This window comes from Klebsiella sp. GG_Kp175, from assembly GCF_040062325.1.
GTDB lineage: Bacteria > Pseudomonadota > Gammaproteobacteria > Enterobacterales > Enterobacteriaceae > Klebsiella > Klebsiella quasipneumoniae.
This window is the reverse complement of record NZ_JBEAFX010000004.1, coordinates 273,222-298,333: the sequence shown is the minus strand read 5'-3', so window position 1 is coordinate 298,333 and position 25,112 is coordinate 273,222. Positions and strand designations below refer to the sequence as shown.

Below are 25,112 nucleotides of genomic sequence, written 5' to 3'. Positions count from 1 at the left end.
GCCTCGCTCAGGGAGTCACGTCGCTTTTAAACCATTTCTCACTCAGTTTTTTTACCGTCCCATCGGCCAGCGCCGCCTGAATGGCGCTATCCAGTTTCGCTTTGAGATCGGTATCGGTAATGCGCACGCCCATCGCCTCACCGCCTCCCCAGATTGGGCCGCTCATCAGCGGACCGCTCAATGCCAGATTGCTATTCTCCGGACGCGACAGGGTGGTGTTGGCAAAGGTAATATCATCAAACACCGCATCGATGCGTTCAGCCTGCAGGTCGAGGATCGCATCCGCTGAGTTGTTATATTCCCGGACGTCAGCGATATCCTTGAAATACTTATCAATAAACGGGGTGTAGACGGTGCCGGAAGCGATGCCGATGGTTTTCCCTTTCAACGCCGCGCGCAGAGGCGCAATCGCCGCCTGAATCTCTTTCTCATCATCATGAAGTTTGACCGCCGGGGACGGCGGTAGCAGCGACCCTTTTACCGCAATGAAAGAGGCCGGCGTGGCAGCGTATGCCTGGGTAAAGGCCACTACTTTCGAACGCTCTGGGGTGACGACGATAGCATCCATGATCACGTCATATTTTCCGGCGTTAAGTCCGGCAATCATGCCATCCCAGTTCTGCACCACCAGTTTGCATTCGATCTGCATTCGCTGGCATAAATTCGCCATTAGCTCGGGCTCGAAGCCGCTGAGTTTCCCTCCGGGAAGCGTCAGATTCCAGGGCTCATAGCCGCCTTCCGTAGCGATGGTGATCGATTTCCACTCTTTAGCGTATGTTGAGCCACCAGACAGCAGTAGCCCCGAAAACAGGGTGACCAGGCAGGCCTGGCGGAAAGTAATACGCTGTTGCATTTTCATTCTCCCGATCGCGTTTTGTCATGATGGCTCTGGTCACGGCGATAAGATAATTCGCAGATGACTGCTCATGTATATACAAGCATTGACAAACCCGCACACGCGCTCAATGATGGATTTGTGAGCCCTGTTGTAAATAATTTGTAAGCACATTGAGACAAGCGTGTAACAAATACTATCCACTCCAGATTTCCGCCGAGCAAACTATGATCACGTATTTTGATTACGCTACTTTACCCGTCACGCCGTGGAAGAACGGTGCCGGCGCCACGCGCGAAATTATCGCCGTTCCTTCCGTAGATGCCCCTTTTCTCTGGCGCGCGAGCATTGCCACCCTGCAGGCCGATGGCCCTTTCTCCCCCTTCCCCGGGGTCGACCGGACGATCGTCTTGCTGGCGGGGCGACCGCTACGGCTGCGCGGGGAGGAGATCGACCATCCGCTGGCGCTCTGGCAGCCGTGGGCATTCCCCGGCGAGTGCGTGCTGTCCAGCGTCGGGATCGTTGAGCCTGGACTGGACTTTAATGTCATGACCCAGCGGGGTCGAGCCTCAGCGAAGGTTGAAGTGGTGAGCGACCGGCAGCGAGCGGCCACCGAAGGCGTCGCTTATGTGCTGCAGGGGGAGTGGGATCTGGCCGGGCGGCGCTGCGCCGCCGGCAGCGGTCTCTGCTGGCGCGGCAACGCCCCGGGCGAGCTGCGGCCTCCCGGTGCCGATGGGCGCCTCCTGCTGGCAACGATTGCGCTCAAATAATCAGCTGAGAAAAGGGTATACTTGAGCCATCACGATCGGCTTTTGCCCCGCGCGGCGCGGGCCGGCTGAAAAATATCGTGACACAAGGGGTCGTCAGTGGGATATAATTCCTGGCTAAATTTGAGTTATTTTGAAATAACAATGTTAACGTTATGATTGTTAAAGTAAAAATAAGCAATAACGATAAGGATTAAAGCTATGGGTTTTCTTTCCGGTAAGCGCATTTTGATCACTGGCGTCGCCAGCAAACTGTCCATCGCCTACGGTATTGCGCAGGCAATGCACCGCGAAGGCGCGGAACTGGCATTCACCTATCAGAATGAAAAACTGAAAGGTCGCGTTGAAGAGTTTGCTGCCGCGCTGGGTTCTGACATTGTGCTGCCGTGCGACGTTGCTGAAGACGAGAGCATCACCGCGCTGTTCACCGAGCTGGAAAAAGTCTGGCCAAAATTCGATGGTTTCGTCCACTCTATCGGTTATGCCCCGGCTGACCAGTTAGACGGCGACTACGTCAACGCGGTCACCCGCGAAGGTTTCAAAATCGCGCACGACATCAGCGCCTACAGCTTCGTGGCGATGGCCAAAGCCTGCCGCACAATGCTGAACCCGGGCTCTGCTCTGCTGACGCTCTCCTACCTGGGCGCCGAGCGCGCGATCCCGAACTACAACGTCATGGGTCTGGCGAAAGCCTCTCTGGAAGCTAACGTGCGCTATATGGCGAACGCGATGGGTCCGGAAGGCGTTCGCGTCAACGCTATCTCCGCCGGTCCGATCCGTACCCTGGCCGCGTCCGGTATCAAAGATTTCCGTAAAATGCTGGCGCACTGCGAAGCGGTCACCCCGATCCGTCGCACCGTCACCATTGAAGACGTGGGTAACAGCGCAGCCTTCCTGTGCTCCAACCTGTCTGCGGGTATCTCCGGTGAAGTCGTTCACGTTGATGGCGGGTTCAGCATCGCCGCCATGAACGAGCTGGAACTGAAATAAGTTCCTTACCCTCCTCGCCCCGGTGAGGAGGGCTCTCCCTTCCGAGGCCTTGTGCACCCCCTGTTATTCCAATCGGCTATTTGTTAGCACGTATCAATATTTTCTCCTGCTTCCGGGTTACGCCAGGATAGTTCTGCATAAACGATCCGCGGAACGGCGGTTCGCCACATACCGAACAAGGAAAGCCCATGGAGCCACGCCGCGTGAATGGCAAAAACCACTGGTATCACGAAACCCAGTCAACAATCTGCCCGGTGGATGTCCTGCCGCTCGTCCCTGAAGCCGCCCATGTTGAAGACCGCTTTTTGCTGGACCTGACGCTGCCGGACGCCTGGCTACACGCCCACGCAGGCTGGCTACGCCCCGCGCGCCAGCTGGCCGAGCGGCTGTTTCCCGACCAGGTGGCGGTGAGCCGCCTGCAAACCTTTACCGCCTACGATCGCCTGAGCACTGCGCTCACCGTCGCCCAGGTCTACGGCGTCCAGCGGCTGTGTAACCACTATGCCGCCCGCCTGGCGCCCCTGCCGGGGCCCGACTCTTCGCGCGAGAGCAACCGTCGTCTGGCGCAGATCACCCAATACGCTCGTCAGCTCGCCGGTTCACCCTCCGTCATTAACGCCCTTTCCCGCAGACAGCTGGACGAAGTGGGCCTGACCAGTCGGGATATTATCCTGATCAACCAGATTATCGGTTTCGTCGGCTTCCAGGCGCGGGCGATTGCCGTGCTGCAGGCGGCCCAGGGCTTCCCGGTGCGCTGGATCCCCGGTATGCCGCAGCAAGAGGAGGCGCCCGCCGACCTGTTCGTCAACCCACCAGGAGAGTGGGTAACCGACATTGAGGATCCCGATCTGCAGTATGCCGATGACGAGCGCCAGCGGCGTATCGCCAGCTGGCAGTCACTGCCCGGCCTGGGCCCGCTGGCTCCGTTGCTGGCCTGCGACCCGCAGCTGATGGCGCCTCTGGAGACGCTGTTACGCCAGCTCAGCGGCAACGGTACCTTTGGCCCGCAGGTCGCCTTACTCACCGCGCGCACCAATGGCAGCGCCACCTGTTTTGACGCCTGGCTCTCCCACTGGCACGGTGAAGAAGCGTTCGGCAGCCATTTGCGCGAGGGCGATCAGGCTCTCCATCGCTGGCTTGGGCAGCATCCGCGGTCGCGCGCGCTCGTTACCGCGGTACAGTTGTTAACCCGCTCCCCGGACCGGTTTAGCGCCGCCCAGTTAACACCCCTCGGCGAATATGGACTCTCAGCGGAACAGGCGATCGATCTGTTAACCTGGAGCGGACTATGCGGCTGGATGAATCGTCTGAAAATCGCCCTCGGCTATGTGCGTCAGCAGACGTAAATTGCTGAAACAGCGCTTGCTGCGACAGGCATAATCGCGTAAAAATGTCAGCCGCTCTTTTAGCCACGAAAATACCTAATTATGTTTCAGGATAACCCGCTGCTAGCGCAGCTTAAACAGCAACTGCATTCCCAGACGCCGCGCGCGGAAGGGGTCGTTAAGGGCACGGAAAAGGGCTTTGGCTTCCTCGAAGTGGACGCTCAGAAGAGCTACTTCATTCCGCCGCCGCAGATGAAAAAAGTGATGCATGGCGACCGTATCGTTGCGGTGATCCATTCTGAAAAAGAACGCGAAAGCGCCGAACCGGAATCGCTGGTTGAGCCCTTCCTGACCCGTTTCGTCGGTAAAGTCCAGAAGAAAGACGATCGCCTCGCTATCGTTCCTGACCATCCGCTGCTGAAAGACGCCATTCCCTGCCGCGCCGCCCGTGGCGTTGAGCATGATTTCAAACAGGGTGACTGGGCCGTCGCAGAAATGCGCCGTCATCCATTAAAAGGCGACCGCGGATTTTACGCGGAGCTGACCCAGTTCATCACCTTCAGCGACGATCACTTCGTCCCGTGGTGGGTGACGCTGGCGCGCCATAATCTTGAGAAAGAGGCACCGGACGGCGTCGCCACCGAGATGCTTGACGAAGGGCTGACTCGCCGCGATTTGACCGCCCTCGACTTCGTCACCATTGACAGCGCCAGTACCGAAGATATGGACGATGCGCTGTATGTCGAATCTGGCGCCGACGGCAAACTGTTGCTGACGGTGGCGATCGCTGACCCGACCGCGTGGATTGCCGAAGGCAGCAAGCTGGATAACGCCGCAAAAGTACGCGCCTTTACCAACTATCTGCCGGGCTTCAACATCCCGATGCTGCCGCGCGAACTGTCAGACGACCTGTGTTCCCTGCGTGCCAATGAAGTGCGCCCGGTGCTGGCCTGCCGGATGACTCTGGCGGCCGATGGCACCATCGAAGACAATATCGAGTTCTTTGCCGCTACCATCGAATCAAAAGCCAAACTGGCCTATGACGATGTCTCTGACTGGCTGGAAGGCCGCGGCAGCTGGCAGCCGGGCAGCGAGGCGATCGCGCAGCAAATTACGCTGCTGAAGGACGTGTGTCAGCGCCGCAGCGAATGGCGTCAGACCCACGCGCTGGTGTTTAAAGACCGCCCGGATTACCGTTTCGTCCTCGGCGAAAAAGGCGAAGTGCTGGACATCGTCGCGGAGCCGCGTCGTATTGCCAACCGTATTGTCGAAGAGTCGATGATCGCCGCCAACATCTGTGCCGCCCGCGTGCTGCGCGACAAGCTTGGCTTCGGCGTTTATAACGTCCACACCGGCTTCGACCCGGCGAATACCGAACAGCTGGCGGCCCTGCTGAAGACCCACGACGTACACGTTGATCCAACGGAAGTGCTCACCCTGGAAGGTTTCTGCAAGCTGCGCCGCGAACTGGACGCTCAGCCGACCGGTTTCCTCGACAGCCGCATACGTCGTTTCCAGTCGTTTGCTGAAATCAGCACCGAGCCGGGCCCCCACTTTGGTCTTGGTCTTGAGGCCTACGCCACCTGGACCTCGCCGATTCGTAAGTATGGCGACATGATCAATCACCGTCTGCTGAAGGCCATCATCAAAGGCGAAACCATTGCGCGCCCACAGGATGAAGCCACCGTGCAGATGGCGGAGCGCCGTCGTCTCAACCGCATGGCCGAACGCGATGTCGCCGACTGGCTGTATGCCCGTTTCCTCAACGATAAAGCCGGTACCGACACCCGCTTTGCGGCGGAGATCATCGACATCAGCCGCGGTGGAATGCGCGTACGTCTGGTGGACAATGGCGCGGTCGCCTTTATTCCGGCCCCGTTCCTCCACGCCGTGCGCGACGAACTGGTCTGCAGCCAGGAAAACGGCACCGTGCAGATCAAGGGAGAAGTGGTCTACAAAGTGACCGATGTTATCGATGTCACTATCGCTGAAGTCCGCATGGAAACGCGTAGCATCATTGCTCGTCCGGCAGCCTGACGTCTCTTCACAGCGGTTCCTTCGGGAACCGCTCCTTCTTTCCTCCCTGTCCCGTCATTTCCGTCGCAACGATTAAGGTTGTGCGTTTTTTTCGCTTCTCTTTTTCACCCATTTTTAGCATCATTGATTTCATTCGTTTTTGTTACCAGGATAATGCCATGTCAGATGTGAATGCCCACCTGCTCGCCCAACGTATCGATACCGTGCTGGATATTCTGGTTGCCGGTGATTACCACTCTGCGATCCATAATCTGGAGATCCTCAAAGCGGAACTGCTGGCGCTGGCGGCAGACGACGCCGAGCAAAACAAACCACCCAAAGCGCCCTGGGAAATCTGATTATCGCCCACATGCCGCAACCGGCGATGCTGACCGGTTGCTCGCCGTATAGCCCCCTAACAGTGATGTTGCTATGAACGCCCGACAACAAAGTATTTTGCAAGTGGTCATCGATAAAGGCCGCATGAGCGTCGCCGATCTGGCGAAGATGACCGGTGTCTCAGAGGTCACCATCCGTCAGGATCTAAACCTGCTGGAGAAGCAGAGCTATCTGCGCCGCACCCATGGCTACGCCGTCCCATTGGACAGTGAAGATGTCGAAACCCGCATGATGACCCATTTCGCCATTAAGCGTGAACTGGCCAGCCGCGCCGCGGCGCTGGTGAATGCCGGCGAAACGGTATTTATCGAAAACGGCAGCAGCAACGCCCTGCTGGCGCGCACCCTGGCTGAACGCGGCGATATCACCATCATCACCGTCAGCAGCTATATCGCCCATCTGCTGAAAGAGACGCCGGGAGAGGTGATCCTGCTGGGCGGGATTTACCAGAAACGCAGTGAAAGTATGGTTGGCCCACTGACCCGCCAGTTCATTCAACAGGTGCATTTCAGTAAGGCCTTCATCGGGATCGATGGCTGGCAGGCGGAAACCGGCTTTACCGGCCGCGATATGATGCGTGCGGACGTGGTTAACGCCGTTCTGGAGAAGCACTGCGAAGCGATTATCCTCAGCGACAGCTCAAAATTCAGCGCGGTGCACCCCTATCCGCTTGGCCCAGCCGGCCGCTTTAATCGCGTTATCACCGACGATCGTCTGCCGAACGACTGCCGTGAGCAGTTGTTGCGCAGCGGCCTGACCGTCGATATTGTGCCGTACATCTGATATTCCACCCGCCCCGTGCCCTGCCACCGCGCCGAACGGGGCGAAATTACGCTCTGAGAGTATTCCGAGCCGGTAATTAAGATTTTTTACCTGACGATAAATTTAAAAAAAAGTAGAATTATTATTAGCGATATAACAGGAAGTGACTATCACCTGCGTGATTTTCGTGATACCTGCGCACCCTAACTTCATGGAATTGCCCTAAAGCTGCTTTATCAGGCTATGCTTAAAGGAGCGCTGTAATCCATGAATAGATTATTCAGGAGAAAAAAATGATGACTTCAACGAGCAAAAAAATGGCTGCTGTTGTTCTGGCTGTCACTGTAGCAATGTCTCTGAGCGCTTGCTCTAACATGTCTAAACGCGATCGTAACACTGCAATCGGTGCAGGCGCCGGCGCCATCGGCGGTGCGGTGTTAACTGACGGTAGCGCACTCGGTACCCTGGGTGGCGCAGCAGTCGGTGGTATTATTGGTCACCAGGTCGGCAAATAATATAATTACCTGACGAAATAAAAGAATAATTCATACGAATTGACTTACGCACGTTAAATCATTCAAGGCCGCGGCATTCACCGCGGCCTTGTTATTTCACCTGGCCATTAATTAGGGTTAAAAAACGATTAGCCGCCAGCTAACTTCACTTTCATCCCTTTCGCCTCTAGCAGCGCCTTAAGTAAATCCCGTTTGTCGCCCTGGATCTCAATCACACCCTCTTTCACCGCGCCGCCGCAGCCGCATTTCTTCTTCAGCTCCGCCGCCAGGGCAGTGAGTGCCGCATCGTCGGCATCAATCCCGCTAATCAGACAGACGCCCTTGCCCTTGCGGCCGCTGGTCTGGCGCTGGATCCGCACTATGCCGTCGCCTTTCGGGCGCACCGGCGCCGGTTTCGCCTCGTCGATACGCCCGGTTTCGGTGGAGTAGACCAGGCGGCTGTTGGAATCGCTCATTATGCCCCCTTGCGCAGAGAATCGTTGATCGCCCGCAGCGTCGCGGCAGGATCGATCGACTGGGTAACCGGGCGGCCAATGACCATATAGTCCACCCCTGACGCCTGAGCCTGCTCAGGCGTCATGATCCGCCGCTGATCGCCAGCGTCGCTGCCCTGCGGACGGATACCCGGGGTGACCAGCTTAAACGCCTGTCCCAGCTCATGCTTAAAGCGTACCGCCTCCTGAGCTGAACACACCACCCCGTCGAGGCCGCAGCGTTGGGTCAGCGCCGCCAGCTTCGCCGCGTAATCAGCCGGAGATAAGGTAATGCCCAGATCCTGCAGATCGCTGGACTCCATGCTGGTAAGGACGGTGACGGCGATGAGCAGCGGCGCGTCTTGACCAAAAGGCAGCAGCGCTTCGCGTGCCGCGGTCATCATCCGCGCGCCGCCGGAGGCATGGACATTCACCATCCATACGCCAAGCTCGGCCGCCGCCGCCACCGCGCGGGCGGTGGTGTTGGGAATATCGTGAAACTTAAGGTCCAGGAACACCTCAAACCCACGCTGATGCAGATCGCGGACAAACTGCGGTCCCAGCAGGGTGAACATCTCTTTGCCCACCTTCAGGCGGCAGTCGCGCGGGTCGATGCGGTCGACAAATGCCAGCGCTTTATCGCGATTATCATAGTCAAGCGCAACCACAACGGGAGAGGAAGTGACAGCGCGGGAAGATGGGATAGCTGTTGACGTCATGACCAGACCTTAGTGTTGATGGGCGCCAGAGGGCGCAAAAAAGGTAAACGGGCAGCATTCTACCTGTGAAGCTAACAAAATAACAGGCTGCTGTTTTGCCCTGCGCGGACGACGGCGATGCCGGGGCTGCAGACGGCGACGGGAAAGAAATGATAAGTATGTTGTAACTAAAGAGTCTGTTTTTTTGACCTTACTGGCCGTCGAGGCCGCGAATAGGTTTGATGGTCGCCCAGGAGCGGCAGGACGGACAATGCCAGTAGAGAGTATGAGCGGTAAAGCCGCATTTCTGGCAACGGTAGCGCGGTTTGCTACGCACCTGTTCGCCGACCATGTTTCGCAGCACCCCAAGACTTTCTTTCGCCCGTCCTTCTTCCGCTTCATTGAGATGGTAGTCCATCAGCTTATGGAAGACGCGCATGGTGGGATGGCGTTCCAGCTGCCGGGTGACGTAGTTTTGCGCCGCTTCGACCCCTTCCCGCTGCTCAAGGATCTGCGCCAGCATCAGTTCGGCGGTCGCCCCGGCGTTCTCCTCCACGCAGCGGCGCAGGAAAACTTCCCATTCATCGGCTTTGCCGAGCTGCTGATAGCAGGTCTGCAGCATCTCCAGCGTCTCACCCACCAGCTCTTTATCCTGATCGATAACCCGCTCGAGGCTTTCCACCGCTTTGGCGTAGTCGCCCTTCTCCATCCACACCCGACCCATCATGATCGACACCCGGGCGCTGTTGCGGTCCGCGGCGGCGCCTTTCTTCAACAGCGCCATCGCCTTATCCAGATCGTTGGCCGCCATCTGCTGCAGGGCCAGTTCGCACCAGAAGTTGGCGATTTCGCCACGATGCTTCTCTTTGCCCAGCTTCACCAGCCGCTCAGCCACCTCGATAGCCGACTGCCAGTCGCTGGTCGCCTGGTAGATCTGCAACAGTTGCTGCAGCGCGCCGAGGCGAAAATCAGTCTCATCCACCAGCTGTTTGAACATGTCTTCCGCACGGTCATACAGCCCGGCGGCCATATAGTCGCGCCCCAGCTGCTGGACGGCCAACAGGCGCTGATCGTAGGTTAACGATGCGCTTTCCATCAGACTCTGGTGGATACGGATCGCGCGGTCGACCTCACCGCGCGAGCGGAACAGGTTGCCGAGCGTCAGGTGGGCCTCAACGGTACCGGTATCCTCTTTCAGCATATCAAGGAACAGATCGACGGCTTTATCCTGCTGGTTGCTAAGCAGGAAGTTCACCCCCGCCACGTAATCCCGTGACAGGCGGCTCGCGTCGTCCTGTTTGGACTGTTGTGCACTTCTGCGCCCCATGTACCAGCCGTAGGCGGCGGCAACGGGTAAAAGCAGAAACAACAACTCCAGCATAAGAGGTTATTCCTTCACCGCAGGCACGCCTGCGTCGACAGCCGCCGGGCTGACAGGGGCAATCTGGTGCTCAAGGCGCTTAATTTTCCGCTCCGCGCGCGCCAGCGAGACGCGCACCCGCAGCCAGAACAGGCCGCAGATCAGCCAGCCGATGGCAAAGCCTGCGGCAAACAGCACCGCCAGTAGCGTCGAAATGCGGAATTCACCCTGAGCGAGCAAATAGTTGAAAGTGACCTGTTGGTCATTCTGCGCCCCCAGCGTCACTGAAATGACGAAGATTGCTAACACCAGTAAGAAAATGAGTAAATATTTCACATGACTTCCCGTTCTGTGGGTTGCGCGAAAAAAGCCCGCTTTCAGCCCTATAAAGTATCATTTTCGCCGCAGCGGTGGAACGAAAAAGCACGGCAACTCTACAGGATATGCGGTCGGATGCCGCTAAAATCAACATTATTCCGCTTCAGGCATCCGTTTTTTAATATCCTGCGCCTCTTCCCCCGGCGGCGAGAGCGGCCCGCAAAGACGCTGCGTCAGCCAGCAGGCCACCGTGACCAGCACCCAGGAAATCAACGTAGCGACAATAAGATCCAGCGGCCAGTGCATGCCGAGCGCCAGGCGACTGCCCATCACTGCCGTCGCCCACGCCAGCAGCACCGCGATCGTGCCCCAGCGCCGACGCGGCCACAACAGCCCGGCAGCGAGCAGCGCCCAGCTGGCGGCGAACATCGTATGGCCTGACGGGAAGGCAAACCCGGTCTCTTTCTGCCAGTGTTTGCGTAAAAACGGCGGGATGTCCTGCGCCTGCGCCAGCTGCTCATGCACCAGTTTAGCGCGTTCTTTGCGCTTTAACGCGTAGAATTGCGTCACCGGCACCTGCCTTGTGTTTTCCAGCCAGATGACAAACGGTCTCGGCTCCTGAACCCGCGCCTTGACCCAGGATTTGGCCCCCTGTCCCACCAGGATGGCGGCGGCAAGAATGAGGAACAGAATCAGCGCCGCGCGCAGGCGAAAGCGCAAGCACCAGAGAAACCAGGCGCACAGCACAACATGGGTGATGATTCCCCACGGCTGGGTCACCGTTTCCGTCACCCACCAGAGGCTTTTCAGCCATGCCACCGGTAGTCCTGGCTGCCACAGCCAACCAGACAGCCAGACCGTGAGGGGCATGACCAGCAGCAGCGCCGCCGCAAGAGCGGTTCGTCGGGCAATCAACAGCATTTTCTCTCCTTCTCCTTTTAGATGAACATCATAGCGGAAAGTAGATCGTTTGTGCGCTTTCCGCGCGGCTAACCGTTCGCGATTAGGAGAACGTCCCGGCGTTGTGGCAAAATAGCGGTAAACAGAAAGCACATTCAGGTGCTGACAGAATCTGGAGAATCACATGCAGCTTAAACGTGTGGCAGAAGCCAAACTGCCAACCCCCTGGGGCGATTTCCTGATGGTGGGTTTTGAAGAACTGGCAACCGGACAGGATCATGTCGCGCTGGTGTACGGCGATATCTCAGGGCAGGCGCCGGTGCTCGCCCGCGTTCATTCAGAGTGTCTGACGGGCGATGCCCTGTTTAGCCTGCGCTGTGATTGCGGCTTTCAGCTGGAGGCGGCCCTGTCGCATATCGCCGAAGAAGGCCGGGGGATCCTGCTCTATCATCGTCAGGAAGGTCGCAACATTGGTTTATTGAATAAGATCCGCGCCTACGCGCTGCAGGATCAGGGGTATGACACTGTCGAAGCGAACCATCAGCTTGGCTTCGCCGCCGATGAGCGCGACTTCACCCTGTGCGCCGATATGTTCAAACTGCTCAACGTAGAGCAGGTGCGACTGTTAACCAATAACCCGAAAAAAGTGGAAATCCTCAGCGAAGCCGGGATTAACATTGTGGAGCGCGTGCCGCTGATCGTCGGACGCAACCCGAAAAACGCCCATTATCTCGACACTAAAGCCGCCAAGATGGGCCACCTGCTCAACAGCAAGCCGGCGGAATAATACCGGCGACAGAGTAAAGAGAGGGCCAGCGATGCTGGCCCTTCGTTTTACAGCATATTGCGGATGACGTAGTGCAAGATGCCGTCGTTGCGGTAGTAGGTGAGCTCGGTCGCCGTGTCGATACGGCACCGGCAGGCGATCACCTCCTGCGAGCCGTCAGCGCGGGTGAGGGTCACCGGCACCGTGGCGCCAGGCTGTAGCGACTGCAGATTACTGACATCAATCCGCTCTTCACCGGTCAACTGTAGCGTTTTACGGGTGACGCCCTGCGGGAACTCCAGCGGCAGAATACCCATCCCGATCAGGTTGGAGCGGTGAATACGTTCGAAGGACTCGGCGATCACTACCCGGATCCCCAGCAGGCGCGGCCCCTTCGCCGCCCAGTCGCGGCTGGAACCCGAGCCATACTCCTTACCGGCAATCACCGCCAGCGGTATCCCCTCGGCTTTATACAGCATCGCCGCATCGTATATCGCCACCGGTTCGCGGTCCGGCAGATGGCGGGTCATCCCCCCTTCCACCCCCGGCACCATTTCGTTGCGGATGCGGATATTGGCGAAGGTGCCGCGCATCATCACCTCATGGTTACCGCGACGGGAGCCGTAGGAGTTAAAGTCGCGCCGGGCAACCCCATGCTCCTGCAGATAGCGGCCTGCCGGACTATCGGCTTTGATGCTTCCTGCCGGCGAAATGTGGTCAGTGGTCACTGAATCGCCCAGCATGGCGAGGATCCGCGCGCCGTGAATATCCTCCACCGGCAGCGGCTCGACGCCCATCTCGTCAAAGAACGGCGACAGGCGAATGTAGGTTGAATCTTCCTGCCAGTCGTAGGTATCTGACGCCTCCACCTTGATCGCCTTCCACTCCTCAGTGCCGGAAAACACTTCCGCGTACTCTTTGCGGAACATCTCCGTGGAGACCTGTTCCACCGCCCGGGCAATCTCCTCCCCGCTCGGCCAGATATCTTTCAGATAGACCGGCTCACCGTCGCTGCCCTGCCCCAGCGGCTCGCGGGTGAGATCGATGTTCATGTTCCCCGCCAGCGCGTAAGCGACCACCAGCGGCGGCGAGGCCAGCCAGTTGGTTTTCACCAGCGGGTGGATACGCCCTTCGAAGTTACGGTTACCGGAGAGCACCGCCCCGACGGTGAGGTCGCCTTTTTTGATTGCTTCTTCAATCGGTTCCGGCAGCGGACCGGAGTTACCGATACAGGTGGTACAGCCATACCCCACCAGATTGAAGCCGAGCTGGTCGAGGTAAGGCGTCAGGCCGGCATGGGCCAGATAATCCGACACCACTTTCGAGCCTGGGGCCAGGGAAGCTTTCACCCACGGCTGCGGCTGCAGGCCGCGTTCGACGGCTTTTTTCGCCAGTAGGCCAGCGGCCATCAGCACGCTGGGGTTGGAGGTGTTGGTACAGGAGGTGATCGCCGCAATGGCCACCGCGCCATCCGGCAGCGAATAGTGATGCCCGTTCAGCGTATACGCCACCGGCTGGCGCTGACGCTGAAGGTGGTTAACCTCCAGCTCACCGCTGGCGGCAAAGGCTTTCGGCACATCGCCGAGCGCCACGCGATCCTGCGGCCGCTTCGGCCCGGCGAGGCTCGCTTCAACGCTGCCCATATCCAGCGCCAGGGTACTGGTAAAGACCGGCTCATCGCCCGGGTAGCGCCACATGCCCTGCGCTTTGGCATAGGCTTCCACCAGCGCTACCTGTTCTTCGCTACGTCCGCTGAGACGCATATAGCTGAGCGTCACGTCATCGATCGGGAAGAAACCGCAGGTGGCGCCATACTCTGGCGCCATATTGGCGATGGTGGCGCGATCGGCCAGGGGCAAAGTATCCAGACCGTCACCGTAGAACTCGACAAATTTTCCGACCACGCCGTGCTGGCGCAGCATCTGGGTGACCGTCAGCACCAGGTCAGTAGCGGTAATGCCTTCGCGCAATTTACCGCTGAGCTTAAAGCCGACCACGTCCGGGATCAGCATCGACACCGGCTGGCCGAGCATGGCGGCTTCCGCTTCAATCCCGCCCACGCCCCAGCCCAGCACGCCGAGCCCGTTAATCATGGTGGTATGGGAGTCGGTGCCCACCAGGGTATCCGGCCACGCCATCCACTTCCCGTTCACCTCTTCGCTCCACACCGCCCGTCCGAGATATTCCAGGTTGACCTGGTGGCAAATCCCGGTGCCCGGCGGCACCACGCTGAAGCGGCTGAAGGCCTGCTGCCCCCAGCGCAAAAATGCGTAGCGTTCGTGGTTCCGCTCCATTTCCAGGCGGACGTTGTCTTCGAAGGCCTCGTCATCGCCGAAGCGGTCGACGGTCACCGAGTGGTCGATCACCAGGTCGACCGGCGAAAGCGGGTTCACCTTCGAGGTATCCCCGCCCAGGCGTTTCACCGCCTCGCGCATGGCGGCCAGATCCACTACCGCCGGCACGCCGGTAAAGTCCTGCATCAGCACGCGGGCCGGACGATAAGCAATCTCCCGGTCGGCATGGGCCTGCTGCAGCCAACCGGCAAGGGCGCGAATATCTTCTTCAGTTACCGAGTCACCGTCCTGCCAGCGCAGCAGGTTCTCCATCAGCACCTTCAGCGACTTGGGCAGTCGACTGATATCGCCCAGCTGCTTCTCCGCCAACGGCAGACTGTAGTAATGCCAGGTTTTCTCATTGACCTGCAGCGTGTCCTTACTGGCTTCTCGTAGGGTTGACGACATAGCTCCTCCTTTATCTCAGGGATGGCATACCCCGATTCTCCTCAGGGTCTCCATTAAAGATAACACATGCTGGGCATAACACTTTGATAACAACCCAAATTGCTAAATGCGATAGGACGGAGAGGGATAAAAAGGCAATTATCAGAGCGCAGAGGAAATAGCACCAAAATAGTGCAGAGGAGTCGTTTAAGCGATATTGTATTAGTACACGAGGACAAAAAAAGAGCTAATCATTGCCTGTTGGCTGATTAGCTCTTGTGATTGATTTCAGGTTGGATGAATCCCACGGCAAAATATATTCTCCCTGTATTGCCGGTCACTGATTTTATATTACAGTTTCCTTTCACTGTCATAAAAATGACATGTATCTACAACGATGACCTACAGCTTTAGCTGACAATCCAGATGTTGCAGATGGTGAGCGCGATGATACTCCAGAACATCGCCAGCCCTACCAACACTACGCCCCATACGCGACTACGCAGAACGGGATCGATTTCGGTTTTGTCATTTTCGTATGACATCGCCAGTTTCATGTAATCGAGATTACTTATCATATTGTCACCACCAATTGCTCAAATCATCAGGTACAGATAAATCTTAATTATGGATAAAAGATTAATCCAGCTAAATTAGGTCTGATGGAATATATTTAACCGGTTATTTGATCGCGGTGGGCATAATGACAAACGTGTTGCGAGAAATTATTAATTTTGTGATTGGTTCGAGGTTTAAGTTGTTAAATAAAGACCATGCTAGTTAATGGCACTCCCCACAGGGAATGCCATTATTTTTTACAGGGTTATTTTTCCGGTAGTTTTATATCTTTGAACATCGCTTCAATATCTTCATTCGACCGCAAGGCCACCGCGGTATCCACCACATCCCGGGTCAAATGGGGTGCAAAACGTTGAATAAAATCATACATGTAGCTTCGTAAGAAAGTGCTACGGCGGAAGCCTATTTTAGTGGTGCTGTGGCTGAAGATACCGTTCGCATCCAGCTTCACCAGGTCCGGATCGGAGACCGGATCCACCGCCATACTGGCAATCACCCCTACCCCGAGTCCCAGGCGAACATAGGTTTTGATGACATCGGCATCGGTGGCGGTAAAGACAATGCGCGGCGTCAGGCCCGCACGGTTAAACGCGGTATCCAGTTCCGAACGGCCGGTGAAGCCAAAGGTATAGGTTACCAGCGGATACTGCGCCAGCTCTTCAATTGACACCGAGCCCCTGGAGGCCAGAGGATGCTCCGGCGTCACCACGATCGACCGGTTCCAGTGATAGCATGGCAGCATCACCAAATCGTCATACAGATGCAGCGCTTCAGTAGCAATAGCGAAGTCGGCGTTGCCTTTCGACACGGCTTCGGCGATCTGGGTTGGCGAACCCTGATGCATATGCAGCGACACCCGCGGATAGCGTTCAATAAAGCCCTTGATCACCCCCGGCAAGGCATAGCGCGCCTGGGTATGGGTGGTCGCCACATACAGCGACCCCTTGTCCGGCCAGGTATGCTCCCCGGCGACAGATTTGATGGCATCGACTTTTGACAACACCTCGCGGGCAATACGGATGATCTCCTGCCCGGCAGGGGTCACCTGAGTCAAATGCTTGCCGCTGCGGGCAAAGATCTGGATGCCGAGCTCATCTTCCAGCATACGCACCTGCTTACTGATGCCTGGCTGGGAGGTATAAAGCCCTTCGGCGGTGGATGAAACATTCAGGTTATGGTTAACCACCTCAACGATGTAGCGAAGCTGTTGTAGTTTCATGCTGATATCCGTTTGCGCGTAAAATGAAGCCGCTTAATACACTTTACGTTCAGGCAACTTGTCGCCTGTGAAGGCCAGGCCTCCCGGCAGTTGGCCATAGTGGCGCCGCAACGCATCCTGAAAGCGATGATGTATAAGACGTTTTAATAATAAAAAAGGCATTAACTATAACCACTATATCATTTATACCAACAGTGTATAGCCGGTAACGAAAAATAATATAGGTGGTTATAAGGGGGCGGAAAGCGCGGAGAGAAAGGAAAACGACACGGCAGAGGCATCCATGGCCCCTGCCGGCCGCCAGAGCAGGAAAAGCGCCCTTTTCCTGCCTGATAATGGTCAGTTACTTTTTAGCTTCCGTCCATTTGCCGTCGATAAAGAAGGCTGACCAGCCGGTCGCTTTGCCCTCTTTTTCGGACGCCACATACTGCTGCTTCGTTTTACGGCTAAAGCGCACCAGCGTTTTATTGCCTTCCGGATCCTGCTGCGGCGCATCGGCGAGATAACGCAGTTTTTCCGGCAGACGGTCGCGGAAGCGGTACAGCTCTTCCACCAGCGGCGCACGCGTTTCCCGTGATTTCGGGAAAGTGTTTGCCGCCAGGAAGACGCCCGCGGCCCCGTCACGCAGCACGAAATAGGCGTCAGACTTCTCGCACGGCAGCTCCGGGAGCGGCACCGGATCTTCCTTCGGCGGCGCCACTTCGCCATTGCGCAGGATCTTACGCGTATTCTTACACTCGTCGTTGGTACAAGCCATGTACTTCCCAAAACGCCCCATCTTCAGGTGCATCTCGGAGCCGCACTTCTCGCACTCCACTACCGGACCGTCATAGCCCTTGATGCGGAACTCGCCCTCTTCAATCTCATAGCCATCGCAGGTCGGGTTGTTACCGCAGACGTGCAGTTTACGCTTGGGATCGATAAGGTAGCTGTCCATCGCCGTACCGCACTTCTGGCAGCGGCGTTTGGCGCGCAGCGCGTTAGTTTCGGCGTCATCGCCTTCCAGCACGTTGAGGACTTCGTTTTCCGGCACCAGGTTAATGGTGGTTTTGCAGCGCTCTTTCGGCGACAGGGCATAGCCCGAACAGCCGAGGAAAACGCCGGTGCTGGCGGTACGGATGCCCATTTTACGGCCGCAGGTCGGACAGTCGATACTGGTGAGCACCATCGGGTTCGGCTGCATGCCGCCCTCTTCCGGATCTTTCTCCGCCGTCTCCAGCTGGGCGGTAAAATCGCCAAAGAAGTGGTTCAGCACTTCTTTCCACTCGGCCTGGTGGTTAGCCACCTGATCGAGACGATCTTCCATCTGCGCGGTGAAGTCGTAGTTCATTAAATCGCGGAAGTTCTCTTCCAGTCGGTCGGTGACGATCTCGCCCATTTTCTCCGCGTAGAAACGACGGTTTTCCACTCGCACGTAACCACGATCCTGAATGGTGGAGATAATCGAGGCATAGGTGGACGGACGACCGATACCGCGTTTTTCCAGCTCTTTAACCAGCGAGGCTTCGCTGAAGCGAGCCGGCGGTTTGGTAAAGTGCTGGGCAGGCGTCAGCTCGACCAGGCTCAGCTGGTCGCCCTGTTTGACCAGCGGCAGAGTCCGGTCCTCATCGCCCTTGCGCAGGGCCGGCATCACTTTGGTCCAGCCGTCAAAGCGTAAGGTACGACCGCGCGCTTTCAGTTTGTAATCGCCCGCCGCCACGGTCAGCGTCGTGGAGTCGTACTGCGCCGGCGTCATCTGACAGGCGACAAACTGGCGCCAGATCAGCTGATACAGCTTCTGCGCATCCGCTTCCATATCTTTCAGCGTTTCCGCCAGCACGTTCACATCAGACGGACGAATCGCTTCGTGTGCTTCTTGTGAGTTTTCTTTGCTGGCGTACTGATTCGCGCTTTCCGGCAGATATTTTTTACCAAACTTGTCGCTGATGTAGCCGCGAACCATGTTCAGCGCATCCTGACTCAGGTTGGTGGAGTCGGTACGCATATAGGTGATGTGCCCCGCCTCATAGAGGCGCTGAGCCATCATCATGGTCTTTTTCACGCCGAAGCCGAGACGGGTGCTGGCCGCCTGCTGCAGGGTGGAGGTGATGAACGGCGCGCCCGGCTTGCTGCTGGTCGGCTTGTCTTCCCGCTCCAGTACGCTGTAGCTGGCTTTTTCCAGTAGCGATACCGCCGCCATGGTCTCATCGCGGCTGACCGGACGGAACGGCTTATCGTCCTTATGGGTCACCTGCAGCGGCAGCGCGTCGCCGCCCGGCGTGGTGGTGCTGGCATCAACTTCCCAGTACTCTTCCGGGACGAATGCTTTGATTTCACGCTCACGCTCCACCACCAGGCGGACCGCGACGGACTGTACGCGCCCGGCAGAAAGACCACGGGCGATTTTTTTCCACAGCAGCGGCGAAACCATATAACCCACCACGCGGTCCATAAAGCGACGCGCCTGCTGGGCGTTAACCCGATCGATATTCAGTTCGCCCGGCTTTTCGAAAGCCTGACGAATGGCGTTTTTGGTGATCTCATTGAACACCACGCGGCTGTAACGCTGTTCATCGCCGCCGATAACTTCCCGCAGGTGCCAGGCAATGGCTTCCCCTTCGCGGTCAAGGTCGGTTGCGAGATAGATGTGGTCAGCTTTTTCCGCCAACTGTTTGAGTTCTGAAACTACCTTTTCTTTACCCGGAAGTACTTCATAGTGCGCATTCCAGTCATGCCATGGGTCCACGCCCATGCGGTTAACCAGAGCACCACGTTCGTCCTTTTTAGGCTTTTTAGCCCCTTTGGTGGCGGTAGAGTCGGTGCTCTTTTTGGAAGCTGATCCACTGGTCGGCAAATCGCGGATATGACCGACGCTGGATTTCACCACGTAGTCATTACCCAGATACTTATTGATCGTTTTGGCTTTTGCCGGGGACTCAACGATAACGAGAGCTTTACCCATATTCACCTTTACCTAATTTGATTCATCCAGGAATACATCGCACATTCATACACCCTCCACTGGCGACTGCCTCATATGTTGCGGCACCGTCGGTGAATATCAACCCAGAACACCTGTTTCATCTCCGTAAAACCAGGCGCTTGAGTTTACTGACCTTTTTTCGTCAGGTGACATAGCACGAAGAATTTTTGGCCGAATGTCAAGCAAATCTGTTGCCAGATCGCCGAAAGCGTCACACTGTACCTGATAAAATTCGTTACGCAACTTTATTAGCATGCAAAAGCGAATCACGCCAGTAAACGGCTGTTTCTCCACTGGTTACGATTACCCTTGTTTTGTCCATGGAAAATTTGCCCCGTGCCGCCGCGCGGCGTAAACTACGCGTGGAGAAAAAGAGGAGTCCGTTATGCAAGGTACAACCCAACCAATCGATCGCCAGACGCTGCTCGAAAAAGCCAACAAACTTATTCGCGAACATGAGGATACGTTAGCCGGTATCGAAGCTACCGACGTCGTTCAGCGCAACAATGTCCTGGTGTTTAGCGGTGAGTTTTATCTTGATGAGCAGGGTCTGCCGACGCCGAAGAGTACAGCGGTATTTAATATGTTTAAGTACCTCGCCCATGAGCTGTCGGACAAATATCACCTGGTCGATTAAGACCGGCGGAGATTAAGACCGCCCTAAATGAGAACGCGAGGCAGAGCCTCGCGTTTTATCATCTATATCAGCGGCTTCTGTCCGCGCTGCCACCAGCGCAGCAGCAGTCGATCGGCGCTCTCCGCCGCGCTACCGGTGAAGCGGTCGAGCATTTTCTTACGCTGTTGATAACGCACTCCGATAACCTCGTGGCTCTCCATGAGTCCCAGCAGCAGCTCATCACTGGTTTCAACCGCATCCACCAGCCCTTTTTCCAGCGCCTGTACCCCGTACCAGTGCTCGCCAGTGGCCACCTGCTCAATATCAAGGCCCGGGCGCATCCGCTGGACGAAATCCTTGAACAAATGGTGCGTCTCATTAAGGTCTTCGCGAAACTTGCGCCGTCCTTCTTCAGTGTTTTCACCCAGCATCGTGAGCGTTCGTTTGTACTGTCCGGCGGTATGCAGTTCGATATCAATATCTTTGTTCTTCAGGAAACGGTGCAGGTTTGGGATCTGCGCCACCACGCCAATAGAGCCGAGGATCGCAAACGGCGCCGAGACAATTTTGTTCGCCACGCAGGCCATCATATAGCCGCCGCTGGCCGCCACTTTGTCGACCGCCACCGTCAGCGGGATCTGTTTGTCGCGCAAGCGCTGCAGCTGCGATGCTGCAAGCCCGTAGCCGTGCACCACCCCGCCGGGGCTTTCCAGACGAATCACCACCTGATCGCGCGCTTTCGCCGCCGCCAGCACCGCGGTGATCTCTTCCCGCAGGCTGGTGACTTCATGAGCATCCATACTGCCTTTGAAATCCAGCACCCAGGCGCGCGGCTTGCCTTCCGGCTCGGTATTACCCAACTTCGCCCGCGCTTTCGCCGCCTTCGCCTCTTGTTTTTGCTTTTTCTTCTGCGACTTATGCCACTGCTTCTGCTGCGGGCCGTCCAGCAGGGCCACCGCCAGCGATTCCTTCATCTCTTTATAATGCTCGCTAAGATTCGTTACCCGCAGCTCACCGCGCTGTTTCTTGCGATGGGCCAGGTTGACGATAATAGCGGCAATCACCGCGATAGCGACGACAACGGTCGCGATCTTGGCTAAAAATAAGCCATATTGAGCAAGTAATTCCACGTTTTCACCTTGTGTAAAGCACTGACGTTGCTTCACAGTGTACATCAGCCCCTGGCGAGAAGTCTTTGTGCTTTGTGTCCTCTGCGCAGCGGATTCCGTTTTTTTAGGCGAGGCTGAAATCGTTGCAAGATATTAATTTTGTGAATACTTTCCGCTTCGCCGATTGCAATGGCGGGCGCTTTCAGGCATAACAGCGCAAAAGTGAGATACCAAAGATGAAGCGCGATCGAGAGCCGATCGCCAAAGGAGTCGCCGTGCATTATCAACCGCAACGCCACTTGCTGAAAGATCGCATCATTCTGGTCACCGGGGCCAGCGATGGAATTGGTCGTGAAGCGGCCCTGACCTACGCCCGCTACAGCGCCAGCGTTATCCTGCTGGGTCGCAACGACGACAAACTGCGCGCCGTCGCCGAGGAGATTGAGCGTGAGGGCGGTATTCCTCCCCGCTGGTTTACTCTCGACCTGCTCACCTGCACGCCGCAGGCGTGCCAGCAGCTGGCGCAGCAGATCAGCATCCACTATCCCCGCCTTGACGGCGTGCTGCACAATGCTGGCTTGCTCGGCGACATCTGCCCGATGGATGAACAGAAACCGGAGGTCTGGCAGCAGGTGATGCAGGTGAACGTCAATGGCACCTTTATGCTGACCCAGGCGCTTCTTCCTTTATTACTCCGTTCCGAATCTGGTTCGCTGGTCTTTACCTCATCCAGCGTCGGTCGTCAGGGTCGCGCCAACTGGGGCGCCTATGCCGTCTCCAAATTCGCCACCGAAGGGATGATGCAGGTGCTGGCCGACGAGTACCAAAGCCGCCACCTGCGGGTGAACTGTATCAACCCCGGCGGCACCCGCACCGGCATGCGCGCCAGCGCGTTCCCGACGGAAGATCCGCTGAAACTGAAAACCCCCGCTGACATTATGCCCGTCTATCTGTGGCTGATGGGCGACGACAGTCGTCGCAAGACGGGAATGACCTTCGACGCCCAACCGGGGCGTAAACCAGGAATTGCCCAATGAGTGATGAACGCTACCGCGAACGCCAGCAGCGGCTGAAAGATAAAGTGGATGCCCGGGTGGCGGCGGCCCAGGACGAGCGCGGCATTGTGATGGTCTTTACCGGCAACGGCAAAGGAAAAACTACCGCCGCCTTTGGCACCGCGACCCGCGCCGTCGGCCACGGCAAAAAAGTCGGCGTGATCCAGTTTATCAAGGGGACCTGGCCTAACGGCGAGCGTAATCTGCTGGAGCCCCACGGCGTCGAATTTCAGGTGATGGCGACAGGCTTTACCTGGAACACTCAGGACCGCGACAGCGACACCGCCGCCTGTCTGGCGGTTTGGGAACATGCCCGCCGTATGCTTGCCGACGACCAGCTCGATCTGGTGCTGCTGGACGAGCTGACCTATATGGTGGCCTACGATTACCTGCCGCTGGAGGCGGTGCTGAGCGCTCTGCGTGAGCGTCCTGCCCACCAGTCGGTGATCATCACCGGCCGCGGCTGTCATCGCGATATTATTGAAATGGCGGATACCGTCAGCGAGCTGCGCCCGGTGAAACATGCCTTTGATGCCGGCATTAAAGCGCAGATGGGGATTGACTACTGAGGACCGGATACGGCAAAAGGAAGTCAGCGTTCCGGCGCAAAACCACCGGAACGCGCAACATTAACCGTTGGTCTTATTGCGGGTACTGGAACGGCGGTTGCTGTTATTACCCTGGCGCGGGTTAGCGCTGGTCTGGCTGTGACGTTTCACCGCCCGGCGGATCTGGTTGGCTTTCAACCGGCGACGATCTTTTTCAACGGCGACCTTAGAGCTGGTTTCCGGAGTGAGCTCCACCAGTTCGCGCAGGTAGTTGGTCTGCGCCAGGTCCAGCTCGGTATAGCCGCCGCGCGGCAGGCCTTTCGGCAGCAGAATATCGCCATAGCGCACGCGGATCAGGCGGCTGACCTGCACGCCGACCGCTTCCCACAGACGACGCACTTCGCGGTTACGCCCTTCGGTCAGGGTGACGTTGTACCACTGGTTAATCCCTTCACCGCCGGTGAATTTAATGGTTTTAAACGCCGCCGGGCCATCTTCTAACTGCACGCCGCGAGACAGCTGACGCAGCTTATCTTCATCTACCTGGCCGAAAACGCGAACGGCGTACTCACGCTCGACTTCACGGCTCGGGTGCATCAGGCGGTTTGCCAGTTCACCGTCGGTGGTGAACAGCAACAGGCCACAGGTGTTGACGTCCAGACGACCAACGGCAATCCAGCGCGCGCCGCGCAGTTTAGGCAGACGATCGAACACCGTCGGGCGCCCTTCCGGATCGTTACGGGTGCACAGTTCGCCTTCCGGCTTGTAGTACGCCAGCACGCGGCAGATCTGCTCAGCGGACTCTTTCACCGAGATCAGATGGCCATCGATACGAATTTTTAAACCAGGGACAATTTCCACACGATCGCCGAGGGTGGCGATTTTGCCGTCGACGCTGACGCGGCCAGCTTCGATTTTCGCTTCAATTTCACGGCGGGAGCCGTGGCCGGCGCGGGCCAGCACTTTTTGCAGTTTCTCGCTCATTGAGCTTCCTTAAGGTGTCGCCTTCCCAGGCGTCTGGTATGCTTTATGAAACAATGAGGCCTGTATCAGCAACTCATTGTTACGTATATACTTTTTACGTAAAGTCTCGCCGGCATGCGCAAAACATTCGCCGCGAGCCCGTATTCGTGGCCGAACATACTACACTAACTTCGCCGGGAAAGCTTCTGTTCGCCACACCGCGCCTTTAGTATGGAACAGATTTTCCTCATTCTCCTGTCTGCCCTCACCTGTGTTGGTCTTAGTCGGACAGAGAGCGCCTCCCTGCGCTACGCCTGCTCTTGCGCGACGGCAGAGCGCTGGGCGAGCAGCCAGTCACGAAAACAGCGGTTGGCAGGGGCCAGCAGCGCGGTCTCGTGGTAAACCAGATGATAGGCCAGCGGACAGGCGATGGGCTGCGCCAGAGGATTCACCAGCCGCCCCTGCGTCAGCGCAGGCGCTATGAATGAACGTCGCAGTAAAGCCATCCCCATACCGGCTAATGCCGCCTCCGTTACGCCGTTGCAATCAGTGAACACCGGGCCACGGCGCGCGCGGTGCGCTTCCAGCCCCACGGCCTCGCACCACAGCGCCCAGTCCTCACGATGTTCATCGTGCAGCAGCGGATACTCTAGCAGATCGCTGGCATCGGCGAGGGTCCGGTGCGGAGCAATCAGCTGCGGACTACAGACCGGCATCAGATCGTCATCCAGCAGACGATAAGCCTGCAGCTCCGGCCAGCCCCCGACGCCATGCCGCACGGCAAAATCGATCTCTTCGCTCAGCAAATCCACTCGCCGGTTGGTGGTGCCGATCAGGATCTCTATCTGTGGATAGCGCCGTTCAAAATCAGCCAGCCGCGGCAGCAGCCATTGAATAACAAAGCCGCTGGTGCAACTGACAGTCACTTTTTCTGGCCCCGGGGGGACCTGCAGACGCCGGGTGGCGGCAGCTATCTGATGAAACGCGGGCTGCACGGCCCGGAGGTAGATCTCCCCCACCTCCGTTAACTGTAACCGTCGGGGGGTACGGATAAATAGCGGGACATTCAGCGCCTCCTCCAGGCGGGCAATCTGCTGGCTGACAGCGCTGGGTGTGACGCAAAGTTCACTGGCGGCCAGCTTCAGGCTGAGCAGCCGCGCCGCCGCCTCAAAACAGCGCAACGCATTCAGCGGCGGGAGTTTCATGGCTATAGAACC

The 25,112-nt window shown here is 57.5% G+C and carries 24 protein-coding genes; 11 read left to right on the top strand and 13 right to left on the bottom strand.

The window, feature by feature from the left end; translation table 11 throughout:
• Positions 1-7: 7 nt before the first annotated feature.
• Complete coding sequence (locus ABLU73_RS10175; RefSeq protein WP_264923530.1) at positions 8-853, bottom strand: transporter substrate-binding domain-containing protein; 846 nt, start codon at positions 851-853, stop codon at positions 8-10.
• Positions 854-1,062: 209 nt separating this feature from the next.
• Here ABLU73_RS10175 and ABLU73_RS10170 point away from each other — a divergent pair, with 209 nt between their 5' ends.
• From ABLU73_RS10170 to osmB, 7 genes are all read left to right on the top strand, one after another.
• On the top strand, positions 1,063-1,605 hold the full coding sequence (locus tag ABLU73_RS10170; protein ID WP_348850175.1) for a HutD family protein: 543 nt from the start codon (positions 1,063-1,065) through the stop codon (positions 1,603-1,605).
• 198 nt (positions 1,606-1,803) lie between these two features.
• Entirely contained in the window at positions 1,804-2,592 is a 789-nt protein-coding gene (gene fabI / locus ABLU73_RS10165; protein WP_004203888.1) for an enoyl-ACP reductase FabI, read from the top strand.
• A 188-nt stretch (positions 2,593-2,780) separates the two neighbouring features.
• Complete coding sequence (locus ABLU73_RS10160; RefSeq protein ID WP_264923531.1) at positions 2,781-3,938, top strand: carboxymuconolactone decarboxylase family protein; 1,158 nt, start codon at positions 2,781-2,783, stop codon at positions 3,936-3,938.
• 81 nt (positions 3,939-4,019) lie between these two features.
• The gene (locus tag ABLU73_RS10155; protein ID WP_004203886.1) at positions 4,020-5,954 is read left to right on the top strand and encodes an exoribonuclease II; all 1,935 of its coding nucleotides are present in this window, start codon (positions 4,020-4,022) and stop codon (positions 5,952-5,954) included.
• A gap of 158 nt (positions 5,955-6,112) precedes the next feature.
• A complete protein-coding gene (locus ABLU73_RS10150) occupies positions 6,113-6,292 on the top strand; it encodes a hypothetical protein (RefSeq protein ID WP_004203883.1) in 180 nt (59 codons plus the stop codon).
• A 73-nt stretch (positions 6,293-6,365) separates the two neighbouring features.
• Positions 6,366-7,115, top strand: a complete 750-nt coding sequence (locus tag ABLU73_RS10145; protein WP_004203882.1) for a DNA-binding transcriptional regulator YciT — start codon at positions 6,366-6,368, stop codon at positions 7,113-7,115.
• A gap of 275 nt (positions 7,116-7,390) precedes the next feature.
• Positions 7,391-7,609 (top strand): osmotically-inducible lipoprotein OsmB, encoded by a 219-nt coding sequence (gene osmB, locus ABLU73_RS10140; RefSeq protein ID WP_002901783.1) that lies wholly within the window; start codon positions 7,391-7,393, stop codon positions 7,607-7,609.
• A gap of 128 nt (positions 7,610-7,737) precedes the next feature.
• Here the strand turns inward: osmB and yciH are convergent, their stop codons facing one another.
• The 5 genes from yciH to pgpB all read right to left on the bottom strand — a co-directional run bounded on the left by yciH (position 7,738) and on the right by pgpB (position 11,379).
• Entirely contained in the window at positions 7,738-8,064 is a 327-nt protein-coding gene (gene yciH, locus ABLU73_RS10135) for a stress response translation initiation inhibitor YciH (protein ID WP_004203881.1), read from the bottom strand.
• On the bottom strand, positions 8,064-8,801 hold the full coding sequence (gene pyrF / locus ABLU73_RS10130; RefSeq protein ID WP_004203880.1) for an orotidine-5'-phosphate decarboxylase: 738 nt from the start codon (positions 8,799-8,801) through the stop codon (positions 8,064-8,066). The genes yciH and pyrF overlap by 1 nt, the downstream gene beginning before the upstream one ends.
• A gap of 190 nt (positions 8,802-8,991) precedes the next feature.
• Positions 8,992-10,161: a lipopolysaccharide assembly protein LapB gene (gene lapB / locus ABLU73_RS10125; RefSeq protein WP_004203879.1), complete on the bottom strand. Its 1,170-nt coding sequence runs from the start codon at positions 10,159-10,161 to the stop codon at positions 8,992-8,994.
• Positions 10,162-10,167: 6 nt separating this feature from the next.
• Positions 10,168-10,476, bottom strand: coding sequence for a LapA family protein (locus tag ABLU73_RS10120; protein WP_002901780.1), 309 nt, complete (start codon positions 10,474-10,476; stop codon positions 10,168-10,170).
• A gap of 135 nt (positions 10,477-10,611) precedes the next feature.
• Positions 10,612-11,379 (bottom strand): phosphatidylglycerophosphatase B, encoded by a 768-nt coding sequence (pgpB, locus tag ABLU73_RS10115; protein ID WP_004203878.1) that lies wholly within the window; start codon positions 11,377-11,379, stop codon positions 10,612-10,614.
• A 163-nt stretch (positions 11,380-11,542) separates the two neighbouring features.
• Between pgpB and ribA the strand changes: the two genes are divergently transcribed.
• Positions 11,543-12,145: a GTP cyclohydrolase II gene (ribA, locus tag ABLU73_RS10110; protein WP_004203877.1), complete on the top strand. Its 603-nt coding sequence runs from the start codon at positions 11,543-11,545 to the stop codon at positions 12,143-12,145.
• Between the two features lie 47 nt (positions 12,146-12,192).
• Here the strand turns inward: ribA and acnA are convergent, their stop codons facing one another.
• The 4 genes from acnA to topA form a co-directional block, all read right to left on the bottom strand.
• Positions 12,193-14,865: an aconitate hydratase AcnA gene (gene acnA / locus ABLU73_RS10105; protein ID WP_264923533.1), complete on the bottom strand. Its 2,673-nt coding sequence runs from the start codon at positions 14,863-14,865 to the stop codon at positions 12,193-12,195.
• A gap of 389 nt (positions 14,866-15,254) precedes the next feature.
• On the bottom strand, positions 15,255-15,422 hold the full coding sequence (locus ABLU73_RS10100; protein ID WP_017898677.1) for a YmiA family putative membrane protein: 168 nt from the start codon (positions 15,420-15,422) through the stop codon (positions 15,255-15,257).
• A 245-nt stretch (positions 15,423-15,667) separates the two neighbouring features.
• A complete protein-coding gene (cysB, locus tag ABLU73_RS10095; protein WP_004203875.1) occupies positions 15,668-16,642 on the bottom strand; it encodes an HTH-type transcriptional regulator CysB in 975 nt (324 codons plus the stop codon).
• 343 nt (positions 16,643-16,985) lie between these two features.
• Entirely contained in the window at positions 16,986-19,583 is a 2,598-nt protein-coding gene (gene topA / locus ABLU73_RS10090) for a type I DNA topoisomerase (protein ID WP_043521232.1), read from the bottom strand.
• Positions 19,584-19,989: 406 nt separating this feature from the next.
• On the opposite strand from topA, the gene ABLU73_RS10085 reads away from it, so the two are divergent.
• Positions 19,990-20,241 carry a YciN family protein gene (locus tag ABLU73_RS10085; RefSeq protein WP_002901761.1) on the top strand — a complete coding sequence of 84 codons (252 nt, stop codon included), beginning with the start codon at positions 19,990-19,992 and terminating at the stop codon, positions 20,239-20,241.
• Between the two features lie 62 nt (positions 20,242-20,303).
• Here the strand turns inward: ABLU73_RS10085 and sohB are convergent, their stop codons facing one another.
• On the bottom strand, positions 20,304-21,350 hold the full coding sequence (sohB, locus tag ABLU73_RS10080; protein WP_032455874.1) for a protease SohB: 1,047 nt from the start codon (positions 21,348-21,350) through the stop codon (positions 20,304-20,306).
• Positions 21,351-21,604: 254 nt separating this feature from the next.
• Here sohB and ABLU73_RS10075 point away from each other — a divergent pair, with 254 nt between their 5' ends.
• Both ABLU73_RS10075 and cobO read left to right on the top strand, forming a co-directional pair.
• A complete protein-coding gene (locus tag ABLU73_RS10075) occupies positions 21,605-22,366 on the top strand; it encodes a YciK family oxidoreductase (protein WP_004203872.1) in 762 nt (253 codons plus the stop codon).
• Positions 22,363-22,953, top strand: a complete 591-nt coding sequence (gene cobO, locus ABLU73_RS10070; protein ID WP_004203871.1) for a cob(I)yrinic acid a,c-diamide adenosyltransferase — start codon at positions 22,363-22,365, stop codon at positions 22,951-22,953. Before ABLU73_RS10075 ends, cobO begins: the two co-directional genes overlap by 4 nt.
• A 60-nt stretch (positions 22,954-23,013) precedes the next feature.
• Here the strand turns inward: cobO and rluB are convergent, their stop codons facing one another.
• Together rluB and gcvA are read right to left on the bottom strand one after the other, a co-directional pair.
• On the bottom strand, positions 23,014-23,916 hold the full coding sequence (gene rluB, locus ABLU73_RS10065; protein ID WP_004203870.1) for a 23S rRNA pseudouridine(2605) synthase RluB: 903 nt from the start codon (positions 23,914-23,916) through the stop codon (positions 23,014-23,016).
• A 287-nt stretch (positions 23,917-24,203) separates the two neighbouring features.
• The gene (gene gcvA / locus ABLU73_RS10060) at positions 24,204-25,100 is read right to left on the bottom strand and encodes a transcriptional regulator GcvA (protein ID WP_264923535.1); all 897 of its coding nucleotides are present in this window, start codon (positions 25,098-25,100) and stop codon (positions 24,204-24,206) included.
• Positions 25,101-25,112: the final 12 nt, after the last annotated feature.